The sequence below is a fragment of the candidate division KSB1 bacterium genome (assembly GCA_034506395.1).
Classification (GTDB): Bacteria; Zhuqueibacterota; Zhuqueibacteria; order Thermofontimicrobiales; family Thermofontimicrobiaceae; genus Thermofontimicrobium.
Window position 1 is genome coordinate 271,514 of sequence record JAPDPQ010000002.1, and the last position, 20,104, is coordinate 291,617.

Consider the following 20,104-nt stretch of genomic DNA (forward strand, 5'->3'; position numbering starts at 1 on the left):
ACGATGGCAAGGAACGAAGGCGTCATTTTCGTAATTTTGATCGTGATGATTTTCTTGTTCAATAGCGGTTGGAACGATGTCACTGCTCAAGCTCGGCAGCAGCTCAATTTCAATCCTAACTGGTCCTTTTATCGGGGCGATTTGCCCACGGAGGAGGTGATCAAAATCTCATTTCAGGATGATGATTGGGAGCAGGTCCATTTGCCTCATGCGCCAAGGATCACTCCGCTGCGCCACCCTTGGCCAATCCCAGATAACCATGGGATAAATTGGTACCGAAAAAAGTTTAAGCTTCCGCCTCAATATTCCAACAAAAAAATTTTCCTATCCTTCGAAGGGGCGGATCAGACCGCAGAAGTATGGCTTAACGGCACAAAATTGATCCGACACACTGGCTCTTTTACCCCGTTTCTCGTCGATATGACGGAGCATTTGAGATTTGGCGATGCTGAAAATCTAATTTGCGTCAGGGTGGATAATCATCGGGACCCGGACATTCCGACCTATGGCAACTGGATCAGCTATGGCGGGCTATATCGCGATGTCCATCTGATCATCACCGATCGGCTTCACATTACCGACCCCATTTATGCCAATCAGATTGCTGGCGGCGGCATTTTTGTGACCTATCCTTCGATTACCGATTCAATGGCAGAGGTGCGAATTCAAACCCATATTTTGAATGAACACCCATCGCGAAAAACATGCCGGCTTCGATCCGTGATTCAAGATTCGAACAACCAAAATTTTGGAGTGGCCGAAACCACGCATCGATTCAATGGGAAAGAGGATCGTACCTTTGTTCAGGTTATTAAAATTAAGCATCCAAGGCTGTGGCATCCGGATCATCCTTATCTCTACACCCTCGTCTCCGAAGTTTATGATGGAGGCAAACGGGTCGATCGTCAAACGACCCGCATCGGCATTCGGCGCATCGATTTTAGCCCAACGGCTGGCTTTTCAATCAATGGAGAGCGATTGGTTTTCATGGGCACCAATCGGGTCCAAGATTATCCCTATGTGGCCTGGGCGTTTCCCAACTCTGCCCAACGTCGGGATGCTATTCATCTGAAAGAGGCGGGATTTCAATATGTGCGGCTATCGCACAATTTGCAGGACCCCTCGTTTCTCGATGCTTGCGATGAACTCGGCTTGCTGGTGATGGCCTGCATTCCCGGTTTTCAGTTCATCGGCGGACAAAGATTCCGGGAGCACTCGTTTCAGGACATGCGCGATTTGATCCGACGCGATCGCAATCATCCTTCGGTGATTTTATGGGAGCTATCGCTCAATGAGACCGAGTTCGATTCCAGCTTTGCCCGAAGGGCGGTGGAGATCGGACATGAGGAGTTCCCCGGGGACCAATGCTTCGTCTCGGGGTGGAAGCACGATGATATTTACGATGTGTTCATCCGTGCCACGCAGCATGGGGCCAGAGCTTATTCGGGAAACAAACCCCTGGTGATCAGCGAATATGGCCATTGGGACTATGGCGAGGGCAATAGCACCAGCGATGTGGATCGGATGGATGGCGAACTCGCCATGCTGGTCCAGGCGCGAAATCACCAGGAATCGCTCAATGCCAATCGTGCGCTCCCGTTCCTCTGCGGCGATGGGCTATGGGTGGGTATCGATTTCCAGACCTATCCCTCGGGCGTGATCGATTATTTTCGGCTGCCCAAGTTTTCTTATTATTTCTACCAGAGCCAGCGCAATCCGCGTTTGAAGGTCGAGGGGATTGATTCCGGTCCCATGGTTTTCATCGCCAATTATTGGACCGAAAATTCGCCGCGAGATGTGACCGTGTTCAGCAATTGCGATAGCGTGCAACTGCTGCTGAACGGCGAACGGATCGCCACTCAAACGCCAGATCAAAATTCCATTTCGGATCACCTGCTCCATCCGCCATTTACATTCAAAGAAATCCCGTGGCAGCCGGGCGAATTGCAAGTGATCGGTTTTCTGGCTGGGAAGCCAATGGCCCAGCATACCCGGCGAACGCCAGAGGCGCCAAAATCGATAGATCTAAAATTTGAAATTTGCCATCAGCCCAAGGCTGATGGTGAAGACATGTTCTTTGTTTATGCGCATGTGGTCGATCAAAATGGGACAACAGTCCCCACTTTTTCCGATTGGATCGAGTTTGAAGTTGCCGGGGCAGCTCGATTGGTCAGTCCGAATCGGGTTCAGGCAGAAGCGGGCGTAGCCGCAGCGTTGATTCGGGTAGGGGAACAACCCGGGCAGATCATCGTGCGCGCACGTCATCCGAATTTGATTGGCGCAGAGAAAACGATTCTTTCTCAATGAGAGCATAGGATTCTGTTGTTTGTAAGAACCAAATCTGTTGGCTTCATCATTCCGTGGGGCGAAATCTTATTTATTCCAACGGATTGAAACAACCCAACGGATGAAAATTTTTTAATAGGCTGCTGCAAAATTGAAATTTTCGTGTCATCCCGAACGGATCCGTCCGCCGACTGGCAATTGGCGTCAACTTAAGAGTACGAAGTCATTCTGAGCGACCGCAGGGAGCGAAGAATCTCTTAATTTAACGAAATTGGGTGGGTTTATTGAAGAGATTCTTCGTCTCCGTTAATTGGCGGATCCTCAGAATGACAGCGTCTCACCATGTATTCGCTTAAGTTGACGCCTATGGCCGACTGGGGGACGGAGGAGTGAGGAATCTTTATTTGTCACGAAATCAATTAATCAACCAGATTCCTCACCGCCAAATGGCGGTTCGGAATGACGGGTTTTCGGATTTGGCAGATGTCTGTATTAATTCAAAGGCTAAATCAAATATAGACGTTCAATCTTAAAGGAGTCGGAGGAATGAAGCCAAAATTGATGAAGCTTGTTTTGATTCTACCCCTGCTTTTTCTCTCCTTGAAAACAAGCCAGGCTCGACAGGTCATCAACTTCAACCGCGATTGGAAGTTCAGCAAAGGCAATCCCCCCAATGCCCAATTTGCCGAGTTTGATGATGCTAACTGGCAGAAAATTCACCTGCCGCATGATTGGGCCATATACGGCCCGGTGGATTCGCTGGGCGATGGGGAGACCGGCAAGCTGCCCTGGCGCGGAGAAGCCTGGTATCGAAAAAAGTTCCGGCTGAATCCAGCCGATGCTGGCAAGCGCGTTTATTTTCTATTTGATGGCATCATGGCCCAGCCGAAAATTTACGTCAACGGACAACTGGCCGGGCAATGGGATTATGGCTACAATTCCTTTTATCTGGATGTATCCGATCTGGTCGACTTCAAAGGGGAAAACGTCATTGCGGTTTATGTGGACACGCGAAAGCATGGCAGTCGCTGGTATCCCGGGGCGGGCATCTATCGCAAAATCCAGATGATCATAGTTGATCCAGTGCATGTGGGCATCTGGGGCACCTGGGTCAGCACGCCAGATGTTCGAGAGACATGGGCAGATGTCCGAGTGGTGACCACGGTCAATAATTTTGGCCAACAGGATCGAAACGTGACGATCGAGACGGCGATCCTGAATCCGACAGGAAAGGCTCTCAGCACACGGGTGGAGAATAAAAGCATCGCTGCTGGCCGAAGTGAAGAGTTTGAACAATGGTTCACGCTGATTCGGCCGCGGCGCTGGGATATCCAGACCCCAGTTTTGTATGCTGCGAAAACCATCGTGATGCGGGATAATCAAATTTGCGATTCTACGATCACCCATTTTGGGATTCGGACGTTCAAGTTCACGGCTGATGACGGCTTTCATCTGAACGGCCGGCGCGTCCAATTGAAGGGCGTCAATCTGCATCACGATCATGGACCGTTGGGCGCGGCGTTTTATCCCCGAGCGATGGAACGGCAATTGGAGATCATGCGCGAGATGGGCTGCAATGCCATCCGTACCAGCCATAATGTCTGCGCACCAGAATTACTTGAACTGTGCGATCGCATGGGATTTTTGGTGTTCAATGAGGCGTTCGATAAATATGATGAGAAAGCCGATATTTTGCCAGAGACCGATTTTTATGAGTTCGGAGAGCGCAATATTCGAAATTTTGTCCTTCGGGATCGCAATCATCCCTCAGTGATCATCTGGAGCGTGGGCAACGAGATGCGCGATGTCCAGCCCAATATCAATGGTGGCTTGCGGAAATTGCAGGCCATGGTCAGCTATGTCCGAAAGTACGACCCCACGCGCCCGGTGACCATGGCGTGCGACATGCCGAACACGGTTCATCTGCGCCATTTCGATTATTACGATGTCCATAGCTGGAATTACGGCCGGCGCTATCTACCAGCGCGGAATGCCGATCCGAGCAAGCCGGTGATCATCAGCGAGTCTGGGTCAACCGTCAGCACCCGAGGTTTTTATGAACTGCCGCTGCCAATCCACAAAACTGATTTCACGGATTCCAGACAGGTCAGCTCGTATGACCTGAATGCGCCCTGGTGGGCGGATCTACCGGACGACAATTTCATGTGGCAGGAACAAGATCGCTATATTTGCGGCGAATTTGTGTGGACGGGGTTCGATTACCTGGGTGAGCCGACGCCATACGATGATTGGCGGGCAAGGGAGGGTAAGATCACTCAGTTACAGGTTTCGCGCAATTCTTATTTCGGCATTGTCGATCTCTGTGGCATTCCAAAAGACCGCTATTATTTGTACCGCAGCTACTGGGCACCAGAGAAGCCAACAGTTCATATTTTGCCGCATTGGAACTGGGAGGGAAGCGAGGGAAAGGCGATCCCAGTATTTGTCTACACCAATGGCGATGCTGCCGAACTGTTCTTGAATGGCAAATCGTTGGGGATGAAGATGAAAAATCCCAGATCCGATGTGGCCGCGGAACGCTATCGGTTGATATGGCAGCGAGTGATTTATGAACCGGGCGAGTTAAAGGCTGTGGCATACAAAGAGGGTCAGAAGATTGGCGAGGCGGTCGTACGAACCGCTGGAAAGCCGGCCTATTTAAAATTAACTCCAGATCGCTCGGCCATTGCAGCAAGCGGGGATGATTTATGTTATCTCCTGGTTGAAGCCTACGATCAAAATCAGATTCTTTGTCCCAAAGCAGATAATTTGGTCCGCTTTGTCGTCGAAGGACCGGCGACCATCGCTGGGGTGGGCAACGGCAATCCGCAATCGCTGGAACCGTTCGTGGCCGATCGATGTCGGTTGTTCAATGGCAAAGCCATGCTGATCATTCGCACGGAAAAGGATAAAAAGGGAAAAATTAGAATCAGCGCCATTAGCGATGGCCTGAAGCAAGCCAAAGCCGATCTTTTATCTCAATGAGTTCGACTGATGCCCTTGCGAAGAGTTTGCGCTTTCGCAAGGGCAGATAAAGCTGATTCCATCGCTCCGAGCGATGGAATCAGTCTCTCAAAAAAAAGACTAAAAAGGAACAATAATGAAATTTATCTTCAAGATTATTTCAATTATTGCGTTCATTGTGATCCTTGATTGTCTCAACCATATAACTATCGCACAAGTGGTAAAATCAAACTCCCCAGAATCTCAAGTGTTTTATCACATCTTTCTCCGTAGCTTCTACGATAGCAATGGCGATGGACATGGGGACCTCAAAGGGCTGGAAGAAAAATTAGATTATCTCCAGGAACTGGGCATCACTTCGGTTTTGATCACTCCGCTCTATCATTCCGATTTTTATCACAACTATTTCCCAATTGATTTTGAGGAGATCGATCCAGAGTTCGGCACCAAAGAGGATTATTTCGGCCTGCTAAAGGAAATGCATCGCCGCGGAATGAAATTAATCATGGATATGGAGATCCATTATGTGACCGAAGATCATCTGTGGTATAAAGATTCTTATCAGAATCCCGCCTCGCCATATAGCAACCATATCCTTTACAATGACGCCAATAATACCGATCCAGAATCGATCATCTATAACCTCACTGAGCTGAAGTCCTATGATGGAAAAATCATTAAGGTCGCAACAACGAACTTGTATCATGACAGCGTGCGGAATTATCACTATCAGTTATTCAAATATTGGGTCGATCCCAATCGCGATGGCAATTTTGAAGACGGCATCGACGGTTTTCGGATCGATCATATTATGGACGATCTGGATTGGAAGGGCAAATTGACTGGTCTATTGTCCAATTTTTGGAAGCCGTTATTTGCAGAATTGCGGGCGATCAATCCGGACATCATCATCATCGGAGAGCAAGCGGAATGGGGCTATGGGGGAGAATATTTCGCCAAAGCGGATTTGGATGCCGTGTTCGCTTTTCCGCTCAGCCAGGCGATCCGTAAATTTAATTCGAAAAAGGTTCAACAGCAATGGTTGAAAACCTTTCAGATCACGCCGATGGGCAAGCATCAATTCATCTTCATTGAGAATCATGATATGCCTCGCATCGCTTCAGTTCTGGATCGCAATTTGTCCAAATTAAAAGTATGTGCCGCATTGAATCTGCTGTTGAAAGGGGTGCCGATCATTTATTACGGGCAGGAGATCGGGATGACTGGAGCGAACAGCCTGGGACAATTTGGCTCGACCGATGGCAATGACATCCCAGTACGGGAAGCGTTTGAATGGTATCGAACGGTTGATGGCCCAGGCATGGCACTCTGGTACAAAAGTACTGGCCCCTGGTGGGATCAATCGGAATTGAAGGATAATGACGGCATTTCCTTGGAGGAGCAGCAATCAGATCCGACTTCGCTCTGGAGTTGCTATCGGCAGTTGATCCGTTTGCGGCGCGGCAACAGCGCGCTCCAAACTGGAAGCCTAGAATTCTTGGAGGATCAAAATGACGATGTTTTATCCTTCCTGCGCTGGGATGAGGCCCAGGCAATTTTGGTGCTGATGAATTTGAGTGATAAAAGTGATTCTGTCAGCCTCGATTTGTCCCAATTTCCGATGAAGATAGATCTGGCAGAAGCAACAGAGCTGTTACAAGCTTCTCCTCAAAAAACTTTGCAGATTGATCCACAAAAAATTCGGGTGTCGTTGGATAAATTCGAAATCCAGGTATGGCAGATCAAATAGCTTGGTTCCGAATCGTCCCCAACGGATTGATGAAACCAACGGATGAGGAAATTCAAGCATTCGCTTTAAAAATCTCCTGCGGAACCAGTATACTTTGCTTGCTTTGCTCCGTCATAAAAGTGGCAAGGGATGCGATAATCATGAAAAATCCGCTGGCTTCCTCTATCAGTTGGGCAAATAGCGATATCAAAAAGTAAGGGTAAGGCTCATGAAAAAAATATCAAATCTGTGTCTTATTATGGCATTAATCATTTTGAATTGCACCTCTCCGAAAAAAGCGACAATTCCAGTCGTTCCCTCCTGGGCGAAACAAGCCATTTGGTACCAGATATTCCCAGAGCGCTTCTGGAATGGTGACAAAAACAATGATCCAAAAATAACCGATCTGGCCGGCGGCTGGCCCCATTTTCAGCCAGAACAGTGGCAAATTCATCCCTGGACCTCGGACTGGTACCAATTGCAGCCGTGGGAGAAAGCGTATCAGAAGGATTTTTACTGGTGCGCTGGCCTGCGCCGCTATGGTGGCGATTTGCAGGGCGTGCTTGATCGGCTAGATTATCTTCAAGAGTTGGGAATTAACGCCATTTATTTTAATCCGCTGTTCGAGTCGCCGTCGTTGCACAAATATGATGCAACGATGTATCATCACATCGACAATAATTTCGGTCCTGATCCTGAAATGGACCGCCAAATTTGGGTGCACGAACATCCAGCAGATCCTTCCACCTGGCAATGGACCACGGCGGATAGTTTATTTTTGAAGCTCATCCAGCAGTGCCACGAGCGCGGCATCAAAGTCATCTTGGACGGCGTGTTCAATCATGTGGGACTGACATTTTGGGCGTTTCAGGACGTGATGAAAAATCAGCAAGCGTCGCGCTACAAAGATTGGTTTACCATCAAATGCTGGGATGATCCGAACACGCCAGAGAATGAGTTCGATTACGAAGGCTGGTATGGGGTGAAAGATCTGCCGGAGTTCCGGGAAGATCAGAATGGATTGGTGACTGGGCCGCGGGAGCACATTCATGCTATTGTGAAGCGCTGGATGGATCCCAATGGCGATGGTGATCCCTCGGATGGCATCGATGGCTGGCGTTTGGATGTGGCTGAAAAAGTGAGTATCGCATTCTGGCGAGATTTTCGGGACTGGGTGAAGTCCATCAACCCTGAGGCGTATATTACAGGAGAAATTTGGTGGGAAGATTGGGGGAAAAACAAGATGATGAACGCCAAATCTTGGCTTCAGGGAGATGCTTTTGATGGGGTGATGAACTATCGGGTGGCTCAGGCGATCAAACAGTTTATTATCGATCAGAAACACCAGATTTCAGCGCGGGCGTTTCTGGATTCATTGCAGACCATCTTTTCGGATTACGGATGGGATCACAGTCTGGTCTGTCAGAACCTGATAGACAGCCATGATGTGGATCGTTTGGCTTCTCAGATTGTAAATCCTGATCGATGGTACGATCATTGGGCAGCACCGAAGGATAATCCTAATTATGATGTGCGCAAGCCGAATCAGTCAGAATGGGCGAAATTGCGGTTGGTCGTGGTGATCCAAATGACGTTGCCAGGCGCGCCGATGATCTATTATGGCGATGAAGCCGGCATGTGGGGAGGGGATGATCCAGATTGCCGCAAGCCTATGGTTTGGCCCGAGCTGAATTATGAAGACGAAGTTAGCCATCCATTTGGCAAGCCTCGGCCAGCGGATAAGGTTTTGTTCGATCGGGAGCTGTTCGATTTCTACAGGTCAATCATTAAAATCAGAAAAGATCATCCAGCGTTAATGGTAGGGAGCTTTAGAGGTGTCCTGATTGATAATGACCGTTCTCTTTTTTGTTTTGAGCGGAATTATCTCAATGCCTCAGCATTGATCGTGATTAACAATTCTGATCGTGCCCAAACGCTAACCTTAAATGTGGATAGCCGATATTGGATTGATGCGCTGACCGCAAATTCATTTATGGCCGTCGACGGAAAAATCGAGCTGAAAATCGATCGCTTCTCGGGAATAATCCTTTTGCCAGGCATCGAGACACGTTTGGCGAATTAGTTCTTGTTGCAAAAATCGAGATCGAATGAAATGATGTCATTCCTGCGAATGCAGGAATCTCTTTTTTAACTGATGCTTAAGTCAACTAAAAAGTGAGATGCCTGCATGCGCAGGCATGACAATTTATCATGTTTTGATAATTTTCCAACAAGAACTAATTAGCTTCTATCACAAAAAGCGGGAGTTAAAGAAACGATGTTATTCTTGTCCGCTGACTCTCGGACGGCATGATAATGTAGGTTTTTTCAACGTTATGCAACATAACTGCTGAAATGGAGGTGACTGCAGCTTAAAGATATGCTCCATTCTCGCTCACCGATGTAACAGAGAAACATGAACCCATCAAGAGGAGGCGCGGTATGAACAAATCGTTGATACCAGCGACCTTGATCGTATTGCTGGGGATGATTGCCAGGTCGCTTGCTCAGGATCATTTATTGATCACAGAGATCGCCAATCGGCCCAATTCGCCGCTGAACGGGGAATTCGTAGAGATCTACAATGGCACTGGGGTTACGGTGGATCTATCGAAATATTACCTGACCGATTGTCCTAATAAGGGCGACAATGACTACGTGAATATTGTTGATAAAAGCTATACCCCCGCATCCTATGATTTCTTGGCAAAATTTCCAGATGGTTCTAAAATTGAACATGGCCAGTTCATTGTCGTGGCCGTGAAAGGGAAAGATTTTCATCAGCTTTATGGGATCGAGCCAGATTTTGAATTGATCCCACAGTCGGATACCGTTCCCGATATGGTTGCGCCCGGGAATAACTACATCGCCAGCAATACTGGTTTCACTGATGCCAGTGAGGTTATGGTGCTGTTCTATTGGGATGGGATTTCCGATCTGGTAAAGGATGTGGATTATCTGGTGTGGGGCGATACCGATGAGGCGGTGGATAAAACTGGGGTAAAAAAAGATGGCCCTGATCCTGATACCAATCCTTCCGAATATTTGCCCGATACCCCCTTCGCCAATCAAATCTTGCTCAAATCGCTGAACTCAAGTCGCTTGCATCGAGATGGCAAATCTTTGCAGCGAAAACCTATCGCTGAGGTGGGAGAAAAATTTATCGGAGGTAACGGCATTACTGGGCACGACGAGACCAGCGAAAATTTAGCGATCGCTTTTATTGAGGCTGATCCCACGCCCCGCTCGGCCATTGGCAATAGAGCTAAAGTAACTTTTCTTGCCAATACGGCTACTGTGCCGGATACCATCGGACCGAATTCTGTGGTTCAAATTCGCGGTGTCGGGGGACCCTTGACCTGGAATAGTGCTTCACCAATTTTCATGCAAAATATCGGAGGGGATTATTGGAAGGCAACTGTGGAGTTCAAGCAAGGGGAGTCGGTCCAGTTCAAATTCTTCACCAATTCCCATGACACCGTTTTCCCCGGAGTGGAATGGGAAGATCAGGGCTGGGAGGGCGATCTCGCCACAAGCACCGGCAACCGATTATTAGTGGTTGGATCATCTGACACCACACTTCCGCTGCAATTCATCAATGGCTGGAAGCATAAGGCAGGACAATATGAAAGGCCTTATACGACTAATGACTCCACCTTTGTGGTTTGGATTCGAGTGAATTGCCAAGGTTGGGAGGACTTTGATCCATCCAGCCAGCAGATCGGAGTACGGGGATCTAATAATATCGATTGGGGACCAACCGGCGAACTTTCTTGGAACAAGACTTATTTGTTGAACCAGGAATCGGACCATGTTAATAAGGATAGCCAGCAATATCCTGGTCACTATTTTTACAGCGGACCAGTTCATGTCCCCCAAAAATATGCAGGTGCTGGGATCGAGTTCAAAGTAGTGGTCCATAATGCTGGCGCTCCATTGGATGAGGATTGGAGCAAACTGGCCTATAATCCGAGTTTGCAGAATAAGGTAGCGCTGTCGGGCGTGGATACCACCGTTTGCTGGTTCTGGTTCGATAACAAACGACCTCAGACGAAAATCCATCGCGATGTGGTGATTGTTGCATTCATGGCGGATCTCAAGAATGCCATCGAGAAAAAAGGATTTGCTTTTGGGGATACCTTGGTGGTTCGCAGTGGATTTTATGGCACAGCTACGGAGATTCGTTCCAAGATGATGATGCGACAGGGGTCGACGACTTGCTATTCGGCGATTGATACGATCATAACTACCGTCGGTGCCCATCTTGCTTATCAATACTATAAAATCAAAAATGGGGAGGAGTACCCAGAGATCTATTACAACTTCCTGTATACTGGAGGAAAAGCTGGAGAGGCAGAGAAGAGGATTGTGGAGAAGATCGTCGGGAACGCCATTCAGATTGAAGACATATTGGATAGCAAGGTCGAGATGCATCGCATGCCGCTGTTCCGCAACACCTCGTTGCTGGCTCGAGATGTATTGGTGTCCTATTTGTGCGATGTGCGACCAGCGATCTACCAGCTTAAAGCTGGCACAGTTTTGAAGGATATGCAGGGAACTGTTGATATATTCGATCCCGATCAAGTGTTGCAATTGGGAGTAGCGATGAATGGCCCTGCAACTGGTGCTTGGGAAACTTGGGGTGTTGGTTTGATGAACAACTTAGCTCATCAGATGTTCGATGACGGCACTCACGGCGATGCTGTTGCTGGGGATAGCATTTTTACCATGCAGATTCAGTACCGAGCCGGTGTCGACGCGTCGGCTCAGGAGTTTAAATTCGGCATCGGTGGCGGGGATAACGAGGGCGGATGCGGGAACATTCACATCGAAAATATCGATGATTCCGAACCTACTTTTACCATCGATGCCCAATTTGGAAGTATCGATCCGATGAGATATTCCGCTTGGAATTTCGATTTGCAGATTCCCAGCACCGTAAAAGAAACGACGCTATCTCATTTGCCGACCGAATTCAGCATGGGACAAAATTATCCCAATCCGTTCAATCTTGTGACCGAAATCCGATATACATTGCCAAAGGAGACCATGGTAAAGCTGACAGTGCATAACATGATGGGTCAGCGCGTAACGACATTGATCCAAAAAAAACAGGCTGCCGGTTGCTACCAAGTCTGCTGGTCCGGAGTGGATGAATCCGGCAAACAATTGCCAAGTGGCGTATATTTCTATCGCATCGAAGCCAGCCAATTCTCTGCTGTTAGAAAGATGTTGTTGCTCAAATAGCTTTTTATTCGCCCACTGTCTTCGACCGGTCAATTTTGTTCAAAGGGAGCGGTGAATGATCTGCTCCCTTTGTTATTGGATCGTCTTCGATGCGCTTTTTATCTGCCATATAGCCAAAACTTTCATTGACAAAAAGCCAAATTTTTCATATATTGCCATTCAAGTTTTCAATGTTTTTCGAATTGGTGGAGCGCTGAATTAGATTGAAAAGAATAAACGCTCTTCGGTTGAATGAATCCAATTACCAAATTGATCTGAAATTTACTCAATCTGGGAAATCAACGATTTGATGGAAGACATTGTTCAACGCTATTTGTCGGGAGATCGGCGCGCCTTGGCTCGACTGATTTCTTTGATTGAAAATGAAGCCGAACAGGCAGCTATCATACTTGATCAAATTTATGATCGAACTGGACGAGCGTATCGCATTGGCATCACGGGGCCGCCGGGTGCTGGGAAAAGCACCATTGTCGATCAACTGACGAAACAATATCGTCAGCAGAATCGAACAGTGGGCATCATCGCTGTGGATCCGACCAGCCCCTTTACTGGTGGGGCGCTTTTGGGCGATCGGATTCGGATGAACGACCTGGCCACTGATCCTGGGGTATTCATTCGCAGCATGGCCAGTCGTGGCAGCTTAGGTGGATTAGCACGTCGCAGCCAGGAGGTCGCCGATCTTTTGGATGGCTTTGGCTTCGATGTTGTCATCTTTGAGACAGTGGGAGTGGGCCAATCCGAGTTGGATGTTGTCGAAGCTGCAGATTCTACCGTGGTGGTTTTAGTCCCAGAATCTGGAGATTCCATCCAGGCAATGAAAGCTGGCCTGATGGAGATCGCTGATATTTTTGCCATTAACAAATCGGATCGCGAAGGAGCCGATAGGGTGATGCTGGAAATTCAATTCGTCTTGGGATTCAGCGAGGATTCTCGGCCGTGGAAACCGCCCATTATTCAGACAGTCGCCAATAGTGGGCAAGGGATTTCCCAACTTCATGAGAGCTTGGAGCAGCATCTGGCCTTTCAAAATCGAACCCAACTTCGAATCCAAAAAAGGAAACGTCGCATTGAAAACTATGTCCGGCAGATCGTCAACGAACGCATCATGCGGAAATTTTGGGAATCATCCCAGCAAAAGCGATTGGCTGCGCTGATCGAACAAATCCTGAACAAACAACGATCCCCCTACGCGGTGAGCAATGAGCTGATCCAGGAATTTAGAAAATTGGCATGATGTCATACGGTCGGTTCATAGTTTCTTTGTCCCGATTGGTGCGTGAATCTCTTCTTAGGTTATGGAAATACTTCGAAAGGAATGATGTGTGGCAGAGAATTATCGGTCGCTATTTGAATTCAACCCAGAACTCATCTATTTGAATCATGCCTCTACTGGAATGCTCCCTCGAAACACGGTCGAAGCGATGACTGAATACATTGAGGCACTGGCTTCGGTTGGCGAACCCAGCATGGAAATACTGCTCGGGCTCCAGTCTGACTTTCGTACAGAAGCAGCTCGTTTATTAAACGTCCATCCCAGAGACATCGCTTTTGTGAGAAACACCAGCGACGGTTTGGCAATCGCGCTTCATTCGATCGATTGGCAGGAAGGGGAGAACATGGTCGTTCAGGAAGACGCCTTCCCCGCCAGTCTTTATCTCGCGGCCTATTGCTTCCCTCGCGTGGAAAAGCGGTATGTCCCGTTGAGCAATGGAGCGGACTTTTATGAACGATTGCAACATCAGATCGATGATCGGACTCGCGCCATTGTGGTCGATTATGTGCATTTTCTTTCTGGCTATCGTTTGGATCTGCAGCAGCTCAGTCAGTTGAAGCGACAGGAAAAATGCTATCTGATCGTTGATGGCATTCAAGGACTGGGGGCGGTTCAGGTTCATTTGAACTCGACCAGTATTGATTTCTTCACTGCTGGCGGTGTCAAATGGTTGAATGGACCAGCGGGAACAGGCATCTTGTTCGTTCGTCATGAGATCCTCCCAGATTTGATCCCATTTCATATCAGTTGGGCAGGCGCGGCTTATGAAAATTTGGACAGCTTCTACCCAGTTCGGCCGCTCTATCCCGATGCCCGGCGATTTCAGCCAGTCAATGATAATTTCATCGGGATGATCGGCCTTATGGAATCGCTCAAGCTGATCCATGAAATATCGCCACAAGTGATTGAAAACAACATCCTGAATATCACTGAGCAAGCGATTACGATTCTGAAGGCACGGGACTATCACGTGATGACTCCACTGGATGCGGCGCTTCGAGCGGGAATCGTGACATTTAAGCATCCCAAAATGGACAGCCAGAAATTATTCGAGCATCTTCAGGCCAATAAGGTGATTTGTTCGCTCAGGGAAGGGCATATTCGACTTGCTTTTCATTTCTATAATACAGACGATGAACTGAATCAAGTCATTTCAATTTTGGAGTCGATTGTCAAGTAATTCTGAGTGAATTATCCCGAGAGCTCGGAAGGTTCCGAATTGGTTGGCTTTTAAATTATTAGAGTTCAAACTTGAGGGAGGTAATGTGAAACGGTTTTTTGGATTGATCTTCATTTTGTTCACCATAGTCCCTGAAATTTTCTCTCAGCAGGCAACAACGGTTTTTCAGGACAATTTCGAGAGCTATCAGAATGGATCCGATGGTGCTCCGACTTGGACCATTTCAAAGGGGCTTTGGCAAATTGAAGCTGGACGTCTGGTTCAAAAGACGCATGAATACGATTGTGGCGCCATGCTCGATCTTTTCATAGATTACTCGTTCGAACTTGCCTTTGATTTTCGGGTCAAAGAAGGGGAGCCCGGCGCTGGGTTTTTCTTTCATTCCGAGGACAAGCAGGTCACAGATTTCTCCCACATGAGCCGGTTTGAATCGAATAAGACCATGCTGATCGGCCATTTCATGCAGGCTGGCTACGAATGCAGCCATAGCGCTCGATTCGATGAACAAGTTTTTTCCAAATGGCATCGATTGACCCTCCGGGTCGATCAAGATCAAAAAAGCTACAGCATCTGGCTCGATGAGCAACCAATTGCGCGAGATGAACCGATTCTATTTCCTGCTGGCTATTGCGGGCTCCAATCCTCCGGTGGCGTCATCGAGTTCGATAATGTGGTGCTCAAACGGCTTCCCATGAAACGCCCCGCAGTGGTATTGAGCTGGCTCAGGCATTTTTTGATCACGGATAAAAACGAGCTGATCATACCCAGTAACGCCCGAGGATTGGTTCAAAGGGTAGATCGGGATGGGAAATTCATCGGGACTATAGGAACCCCTCGCAGCCAAAAGGGTCAATTTGAGCGTCCCAGTTCCATCGCTCAATTAAGCAACGGCGATCTGGTCGTTGGCGATGCGGGCACACATCGCATATTGCTATTCACCAAAACTGGCCAATGGAAAAATTCTGCTGGCTATTTCGGTAACGGTCGACAACAGCTCAATCTCCCAGTTGACATTGCTGTCGATCCTGAAAACTTTATTTTCATCGTGGATGAAGGGAATAATCGTGTTCAGGTATGGGATGCCGATCTCCAATATTTCGCGGAGTTCGGGAAGAAAGAACTCGATCATCCGGCCGCAGTGGCAATTGAGGGACAGACCATCTATGTTTTAAACAATGGGATGAATCAGGTGGAAATCTACCAATGGAGCAATCGCAAGGTACAATGGCAGCGCGATTTTGTGTTTGGTAGTGGGCAGGGTCGCGATATCTTGGTTCACGATGAAAAAATCTATATCTCAGTGGGAAATGAGCTGCGGCTATTCGATAAAAATGGGACGCTAATCAAGAAATTCTCTGCTGAATCCATCAATGGCTTTTATCCATTTGGGCTGGGTATTGATAAGAATGAGCAAATTTATATTGCGGATTATCGCACTGGTCGGTTTATCATTGCGGATAAAGAACTGACAGAGCCGAGTCCGGAGATCAGTTTTCCTTCAAATAGTGAGGCTGTGATCCGTCTCATATACAAACGACCAGAAAAAGCGACTGTGAGCTTGGTCAAAAAAGATAGCCTGGTGTTCAAAGGCTCAAACTCTAGCGCGACTAAACATGAATTTCGCGTCGACCATTTAGCTCCATCGACTGTTTACCATTTGCAATTCTCCCCGGCACTTCAAACAGTTCCTCCCAGCACAGCGATGTCAAAAAAGTACGCATTTATTACACCACCCGAGCCTGGTACAAAGCATTATTGGCGTTTGCCCATGGCGACCATCATTTTCACCAATGTCTTAGATACATCCAGATGGAAGCCATCACTTCCACCGCTCCCTCCGCTTCCGCGCGAGGAATTGGATCGTATCCGATCCCAGATCGAGGATGGCATCCGTTTTTATTGGATGAACTCTGGCATGAACCTGTTCATCGATAACGATTTCATCATCATTGATGAGCCGCTGTTTCATCATCAGATTTTCGGCTCGCAATGGTGGTATCCTCCCAGAGAAGATTGGATTGTCCGTGCCATCGAAACGAGCGAAAAGAAGGTGCAAGATTATGTGGCTATATTATTTTTGGCTTGTGTGAGAGATTATGATGATAAAAAGGCCCGATATGAACTGTGGGGCAAAGGCGGCGGATTCACGGCTGGCATCGGCGCCAATAGTCAATATGGCCTCTCCTATTGGGAGGTCACGCATGCCCATCATGGATCAGGGAATAATTGGCTCATGGTTCATGAATTTCATCATCAACTCGATGAGCTGTTTCTGGTAAGCGGCTACCCAGAGTATTGGTTCAACCATTTCTCCCCTACTGTCAACACCGCTGCCGATTTTGGCGAGCATTTCGATGGCAATGCCTGGATCCTGAAAAATTGGCCGATTAGCAACTGGTATGATCTGAAATTCGGCCAAATTCAATTCACCGCTGACACTGATATGGATGGTATCCCCGATGATGATCCGAAATTGCCTATGGATGAAAAACGCCTCAATAGTAGCCCCAACCGTAAAGACAGCGATGGCGACGGAGTATCTGATCTCGAGGAAATCTATTTTTCCAATTGGATCATCGAGGGGTGTGGCGAGACCTATGGAGCACCAGCCCTGCTGCCTAATCTGATCGCATCAGACACTGATCGCGATGGACTGTCCGATAAAACTGATCCTTATCCGCTATATCCGTTTGAGCCGAAGATCAAATATCATCCGAACAAACTGACCAACCAGAACCTTTTTGCCCGATTGTTAGATCCGCGGATTGAATCCGAAGTTTTTGCTCGATGGGATTCGCTCAATCTCTGTTTCTCTTTTAAAATGGATCGACTCGCTCCAATTAAGCTGATGATCGATGCGGATGCCGATGGCTGGTTCATCGGTCGCGACAATTATCTGATTTATCTGAAGCCCAAAGATGCTATCTCGCTCGATACTGAACTTGTGATAGTGAATTGCGCTGATCCTAAACAGTGGCCATTTCATGACAAGGAACTTGCAAAACAATTTACAGTGACCACCGAAATTAAAAAACTCGAAGATCAGTATCTAATCGATATCACCATCCCTAAAAATGATTACACTGGATTGACTTTGGCCCCGGGAGAGCCCATCGGGGTCAATATCGGCTTTTCCGTGATCATGGATGCTGATGGCCACGAGCGCTATCTGACCATTTTTGAACCAAATCGCTTTTTTGATGTCGAACTGGTTAAGTGAGGTTTTCAAAAGCGGAGATTGCAATGAAAAGAAGCGTGGTGCTGATCGTTGTTTTGATCTTTGGTCAATGGTGTTTTCTTTGGGGTCAAGAGGAATGTACTGTTGCTGTGATATCTGGGAAAGCGACGATCGATGGCAGACCGCTGCTCTGGAAGAATCGGGATACCAGCTCGCGGGATAACGCAGTGGCGTACTTTAATGATGGGAGATTTTCCTATATCGGTGTGATTAATGCCGGGGACTCTACACAGGTTTGGATGGGCGTCAATTCCGCTGGTTTTTGCATCATGAACTCAGAATCTCAGGATTTGGAGGGCGATACGCTGGATGCTGAAGGTTATTTCATGAAGCAAGCATTGATGGAATGTGCCACAGCGGCCGATTTCGAACAACTCCTTTTGAAAACGAACGAAACTGGTCGAGAAACCAAAGCCAATTTCGGCGTTATCGATGCCACCGGCGCTGCGATAATATTTGAAACTGGCAATCACAGTTTCACAAAATTTGACGCCAATGATCCTCATACAGCGCCATTGGGATTCATTGTTCGAGCAAATTTTGCTATCACTGGGGTCGATACCAGCAAAGGCTATGGCCAAGTGAGGTATCGTAGAGCGAATCAGTTATTTGAACAATTTGCCAAAGAAAATAAGCTGAGCCATCAAGCCATTTTGCGATTTATTGCACGCGATTTGGCTAATGAGAAAATAGATCCCTACCCATTGCCCTTCAATGGCCAAGAGGATGACAAACCGTTCGGTTTTGTCCGAACCTATCATTCCATCAATCGATTTCGAACAGCATCTTGTGCCGTGTTTCACGGAGTGCTGCCAAAAGAAAATCCACTGCTGACGACCATGTGGGTGATTCTCGGAGAGCCGATTTGCGGGATTTCCGTTCCAACCTGGGTCGCGGCAGGTCTCGTGCCTAGCGTGATGACTGGGGATTCGGTTGCGCTTCTGAATCGATTGATCCAGCAGCTCGAACAAAAGGCATATCCTGATACCTCGCTAAGCAGATTCGTGGACACAAAGGCACTGGTCGATCAACATGGAAAGGGAATATTTCAAAAGCTATTTAAAAAAGAGGACTTTATTTTTAAGATCACAGAGGAAAAATTGAAAAATTGGCGACGGAAAAATCCCAGTGCAAAAGCCATCCTGAAATTTGAAACCGAGATGAGTGAGAAGGCAACAATGTGGCTAAAGAATATTTTAGCGAATTAATTTGAGATGAACTTTCTGAGCTAACCGAAATAAGATCTTCCTGGGCTCCAAAGACTTGTTCCTGAGCATCACCATTCCATGAATAAATAATGGAGAACAACTTCGGTTAGAGCAAGATTTTGATGGGGGGCTGTATTCGGCGATGATGGTTTTGTCAGATTTACCGAAATAAGGTCTCCAGCATGGATGATCGCTATGCATTGATTCTGATTAATGGAAAAAGGCTCAGATAGAAAGCAACCTCTCATTCTGATTTAAACTCTCGTGCATTTGAGCATGGGAGAAAAATAAGCTATTGGATTGATTCATAAAGCATGATGCTTGAGGCAGAATTCAATTTCTAACTAAATAACCGAGATATTGGGATCAGGCAATAACTCTTTTTCAACAGTCAGTAGCCCAAATTTCTAAGCTGAACGGCAGCCAGATCAACACAAAGCCTGTACCCAAAAAATAAATAGATTGAAACGAATGCACCAGCACGTTCGTGCATTTTCATGCAGCTTGTCCGACATCTCACTAAAAAAACAAAGCCTGAATTTTTCATCCAGGCTTTCTCTTAGTAGCGGGGGTAGGATTCGAACCTACGGCCTTTGGGTTATGAGCCCAACGAGCTACCAACTGCTCCACCCCGCGATCAATAGTTTTATATTAAAATGGTAATTTTATCCTGAGTACGTATCCTCTATTCAAGCTTAAGAATCAATCTAAAAGTCTATCGTTATTTTCAGCGAGCAAAAGGAGCGAAGAATCTCGTGCTTAATCTAAAATGCTTAGGCTTCTGACAAGGATTCTTCCTTAATTTGCGCCTCAGTATAACGTAATTTCCTTTTTCAATCGCTTAGTTCAATTTGCGTGGTCATCTGGCTGAATTCCATTATAAGATCGATAAACATCGGACACCCCCCAATTGATATTCCGTTTCAAGCGTCATCGGCTTACTGGCCAGATTCAGTCAATAAGAATCAGCTATTCGTGA

The 20,104-nt window shown here is 47.3% G+C and carries 9 protein-coding genes and 1 tRNA gene; 9 read left to right on the plus strand and 1 reads right to left on the minus strand.

All coding sequences use genetic code 11. The features are described 5' to 3' along the window. The first annotated feature begins 3 nt into the window (after nucleotides 1-3). The 9 genes from ONB37_02405 (at nucleotide 4) to ONB37_02445 (ending at nucleotide 19,125) form a co-directional block, all read left to right on the plus strand. Nucleotides 4-2,307 carry a DUF4982 domain-containing protein gene (locus ONB37_02405; protein MDZ7398996.1) on the plus strand — a complete coding sequence of 768 codons (2,304 nt, stop codon included), beginning with the start codon at nucleotides 4-6 and terminating at the stop codon, nucleotides 2,305-2,307. Nucleotides 2,308-2,832: 525 nt separating this feature from the next. Next, complete coding sequence (locus tag ONB37_02410) at nucleotides 2,833-5,271, plus strand: DUF4982 domain-containing protein (protein ID MDZ7398997.1); 2,439 nt, start codon at nucleotides 2,833-2,835, stop codon at nucleotides 5,269-5,271. A 115-nt stretch (nucleotides 5,272-5,386) separates the two neighbouring features. Further along, on the plus strand, nucleotides 5,387-7,000 hold the full coding sequence (locus tag ONB37_02415) for an alpha-amylase family glycosyl hydrolase (protein ID MDZ7398998.1): 1,614 nt from the start codon (nucleotides 5,387-5,389) through the stop codon (nucleotides 6,998-7,000). Nucleotides 7,001-7,208: 208 nt separating this feature from the next. Beyond that, nucleotides 7,209-9,062 carry a glycoside hydrolase family 13 protein gene (locus ONB37_02420; GenBank protein ID MDZ7398999.1) on the plus strand — a complete coding sequence of 618 codons (1,854 nt, stop codon included), beginning with the start codon at nucleotides 7,209-7,211 and terminating at the stop codon, nucleotides 9,060-9,062. 359 nt (nucleotides 9,063-9,421) lie between these two features. Continuing rightward, nucleotides 9,422-12,226, plus strand: coding sequence for a lamin tail domain-containing protein (locus tag ONB37_02425; protein ID MDZ7399000.1), 2,805 nt, complete (start codon nucleotides 9,422-9,424; stop codon nucleotides 12,224-12,226). A 289-nt stretch (nucleotides 12,227-12,515) separates the two neighbouring features. Next, a complete protein-coding gene (gene meaB / locus ONB37_02430; GenBank protein ID MDZ7399001.1) occupies nucleotides 12,516-13,460 on the plus strand; it encodes a methylmalonyl Co-A mutase-associated GTPase MeaB in 945 nt (314 codons plus the stop codon). A gap of 88 nt (nucleotides 13,461-13,548) precedes the next feature. Beyond that, the gene (locus ONB37_02435; GenBank protein ID MDZ7399002.1) at nucleotides 13,549-14,679 is read left to right on the plus strand and encodes an aminotransferase class V-fold PLP-dependent enzyme; all 1,131 of its coding nucleotides are present in this window, start codon (nucleotides 13,549-13,551) and stop codon (nucleotides 14,677-14,679) included. An 85-nt stretch (nucleotides 14,680-14,764) separates the two neighbouring features. Then, nucleotides 14,765-17,899, plus strand: coding sequence for a hypothetical protein (locus tag ONB37_02440; GenBank protein ID MDZ7399003.1), 3,135 nt, complete (start codon nucleotides 14,765-14,767; stop codon nucleotides 17,897-17,899). Nucleotides 17,900-17,922: 23 nt separating this feature from the next. Beyond that, on the plus strand, nucleotides 17,923-19,125 hold the full coding sequence (locus ONB37_02445) for a hypothetical protein (GenBank protein ID MDZ7399004.1): 1,203 nt from the start codon (nucleotides 17,923-17,925) through the stop codon (nucleotides 19,123-19,125). 563 nt (nucleotides 19,126-19,688) lie between these two features. On the opposite strand, the gene ONB37_02450 is transcribed toward ONB37_02445, so the two are convergent. After that, a tRNA-Met gene (locus ONB37_02450) sits at nucleotides 19,689-19,761 on the minus strand. Between the last annotated feature and the right edge of the window lie 343 nt (nucleotides 19,762-20,104).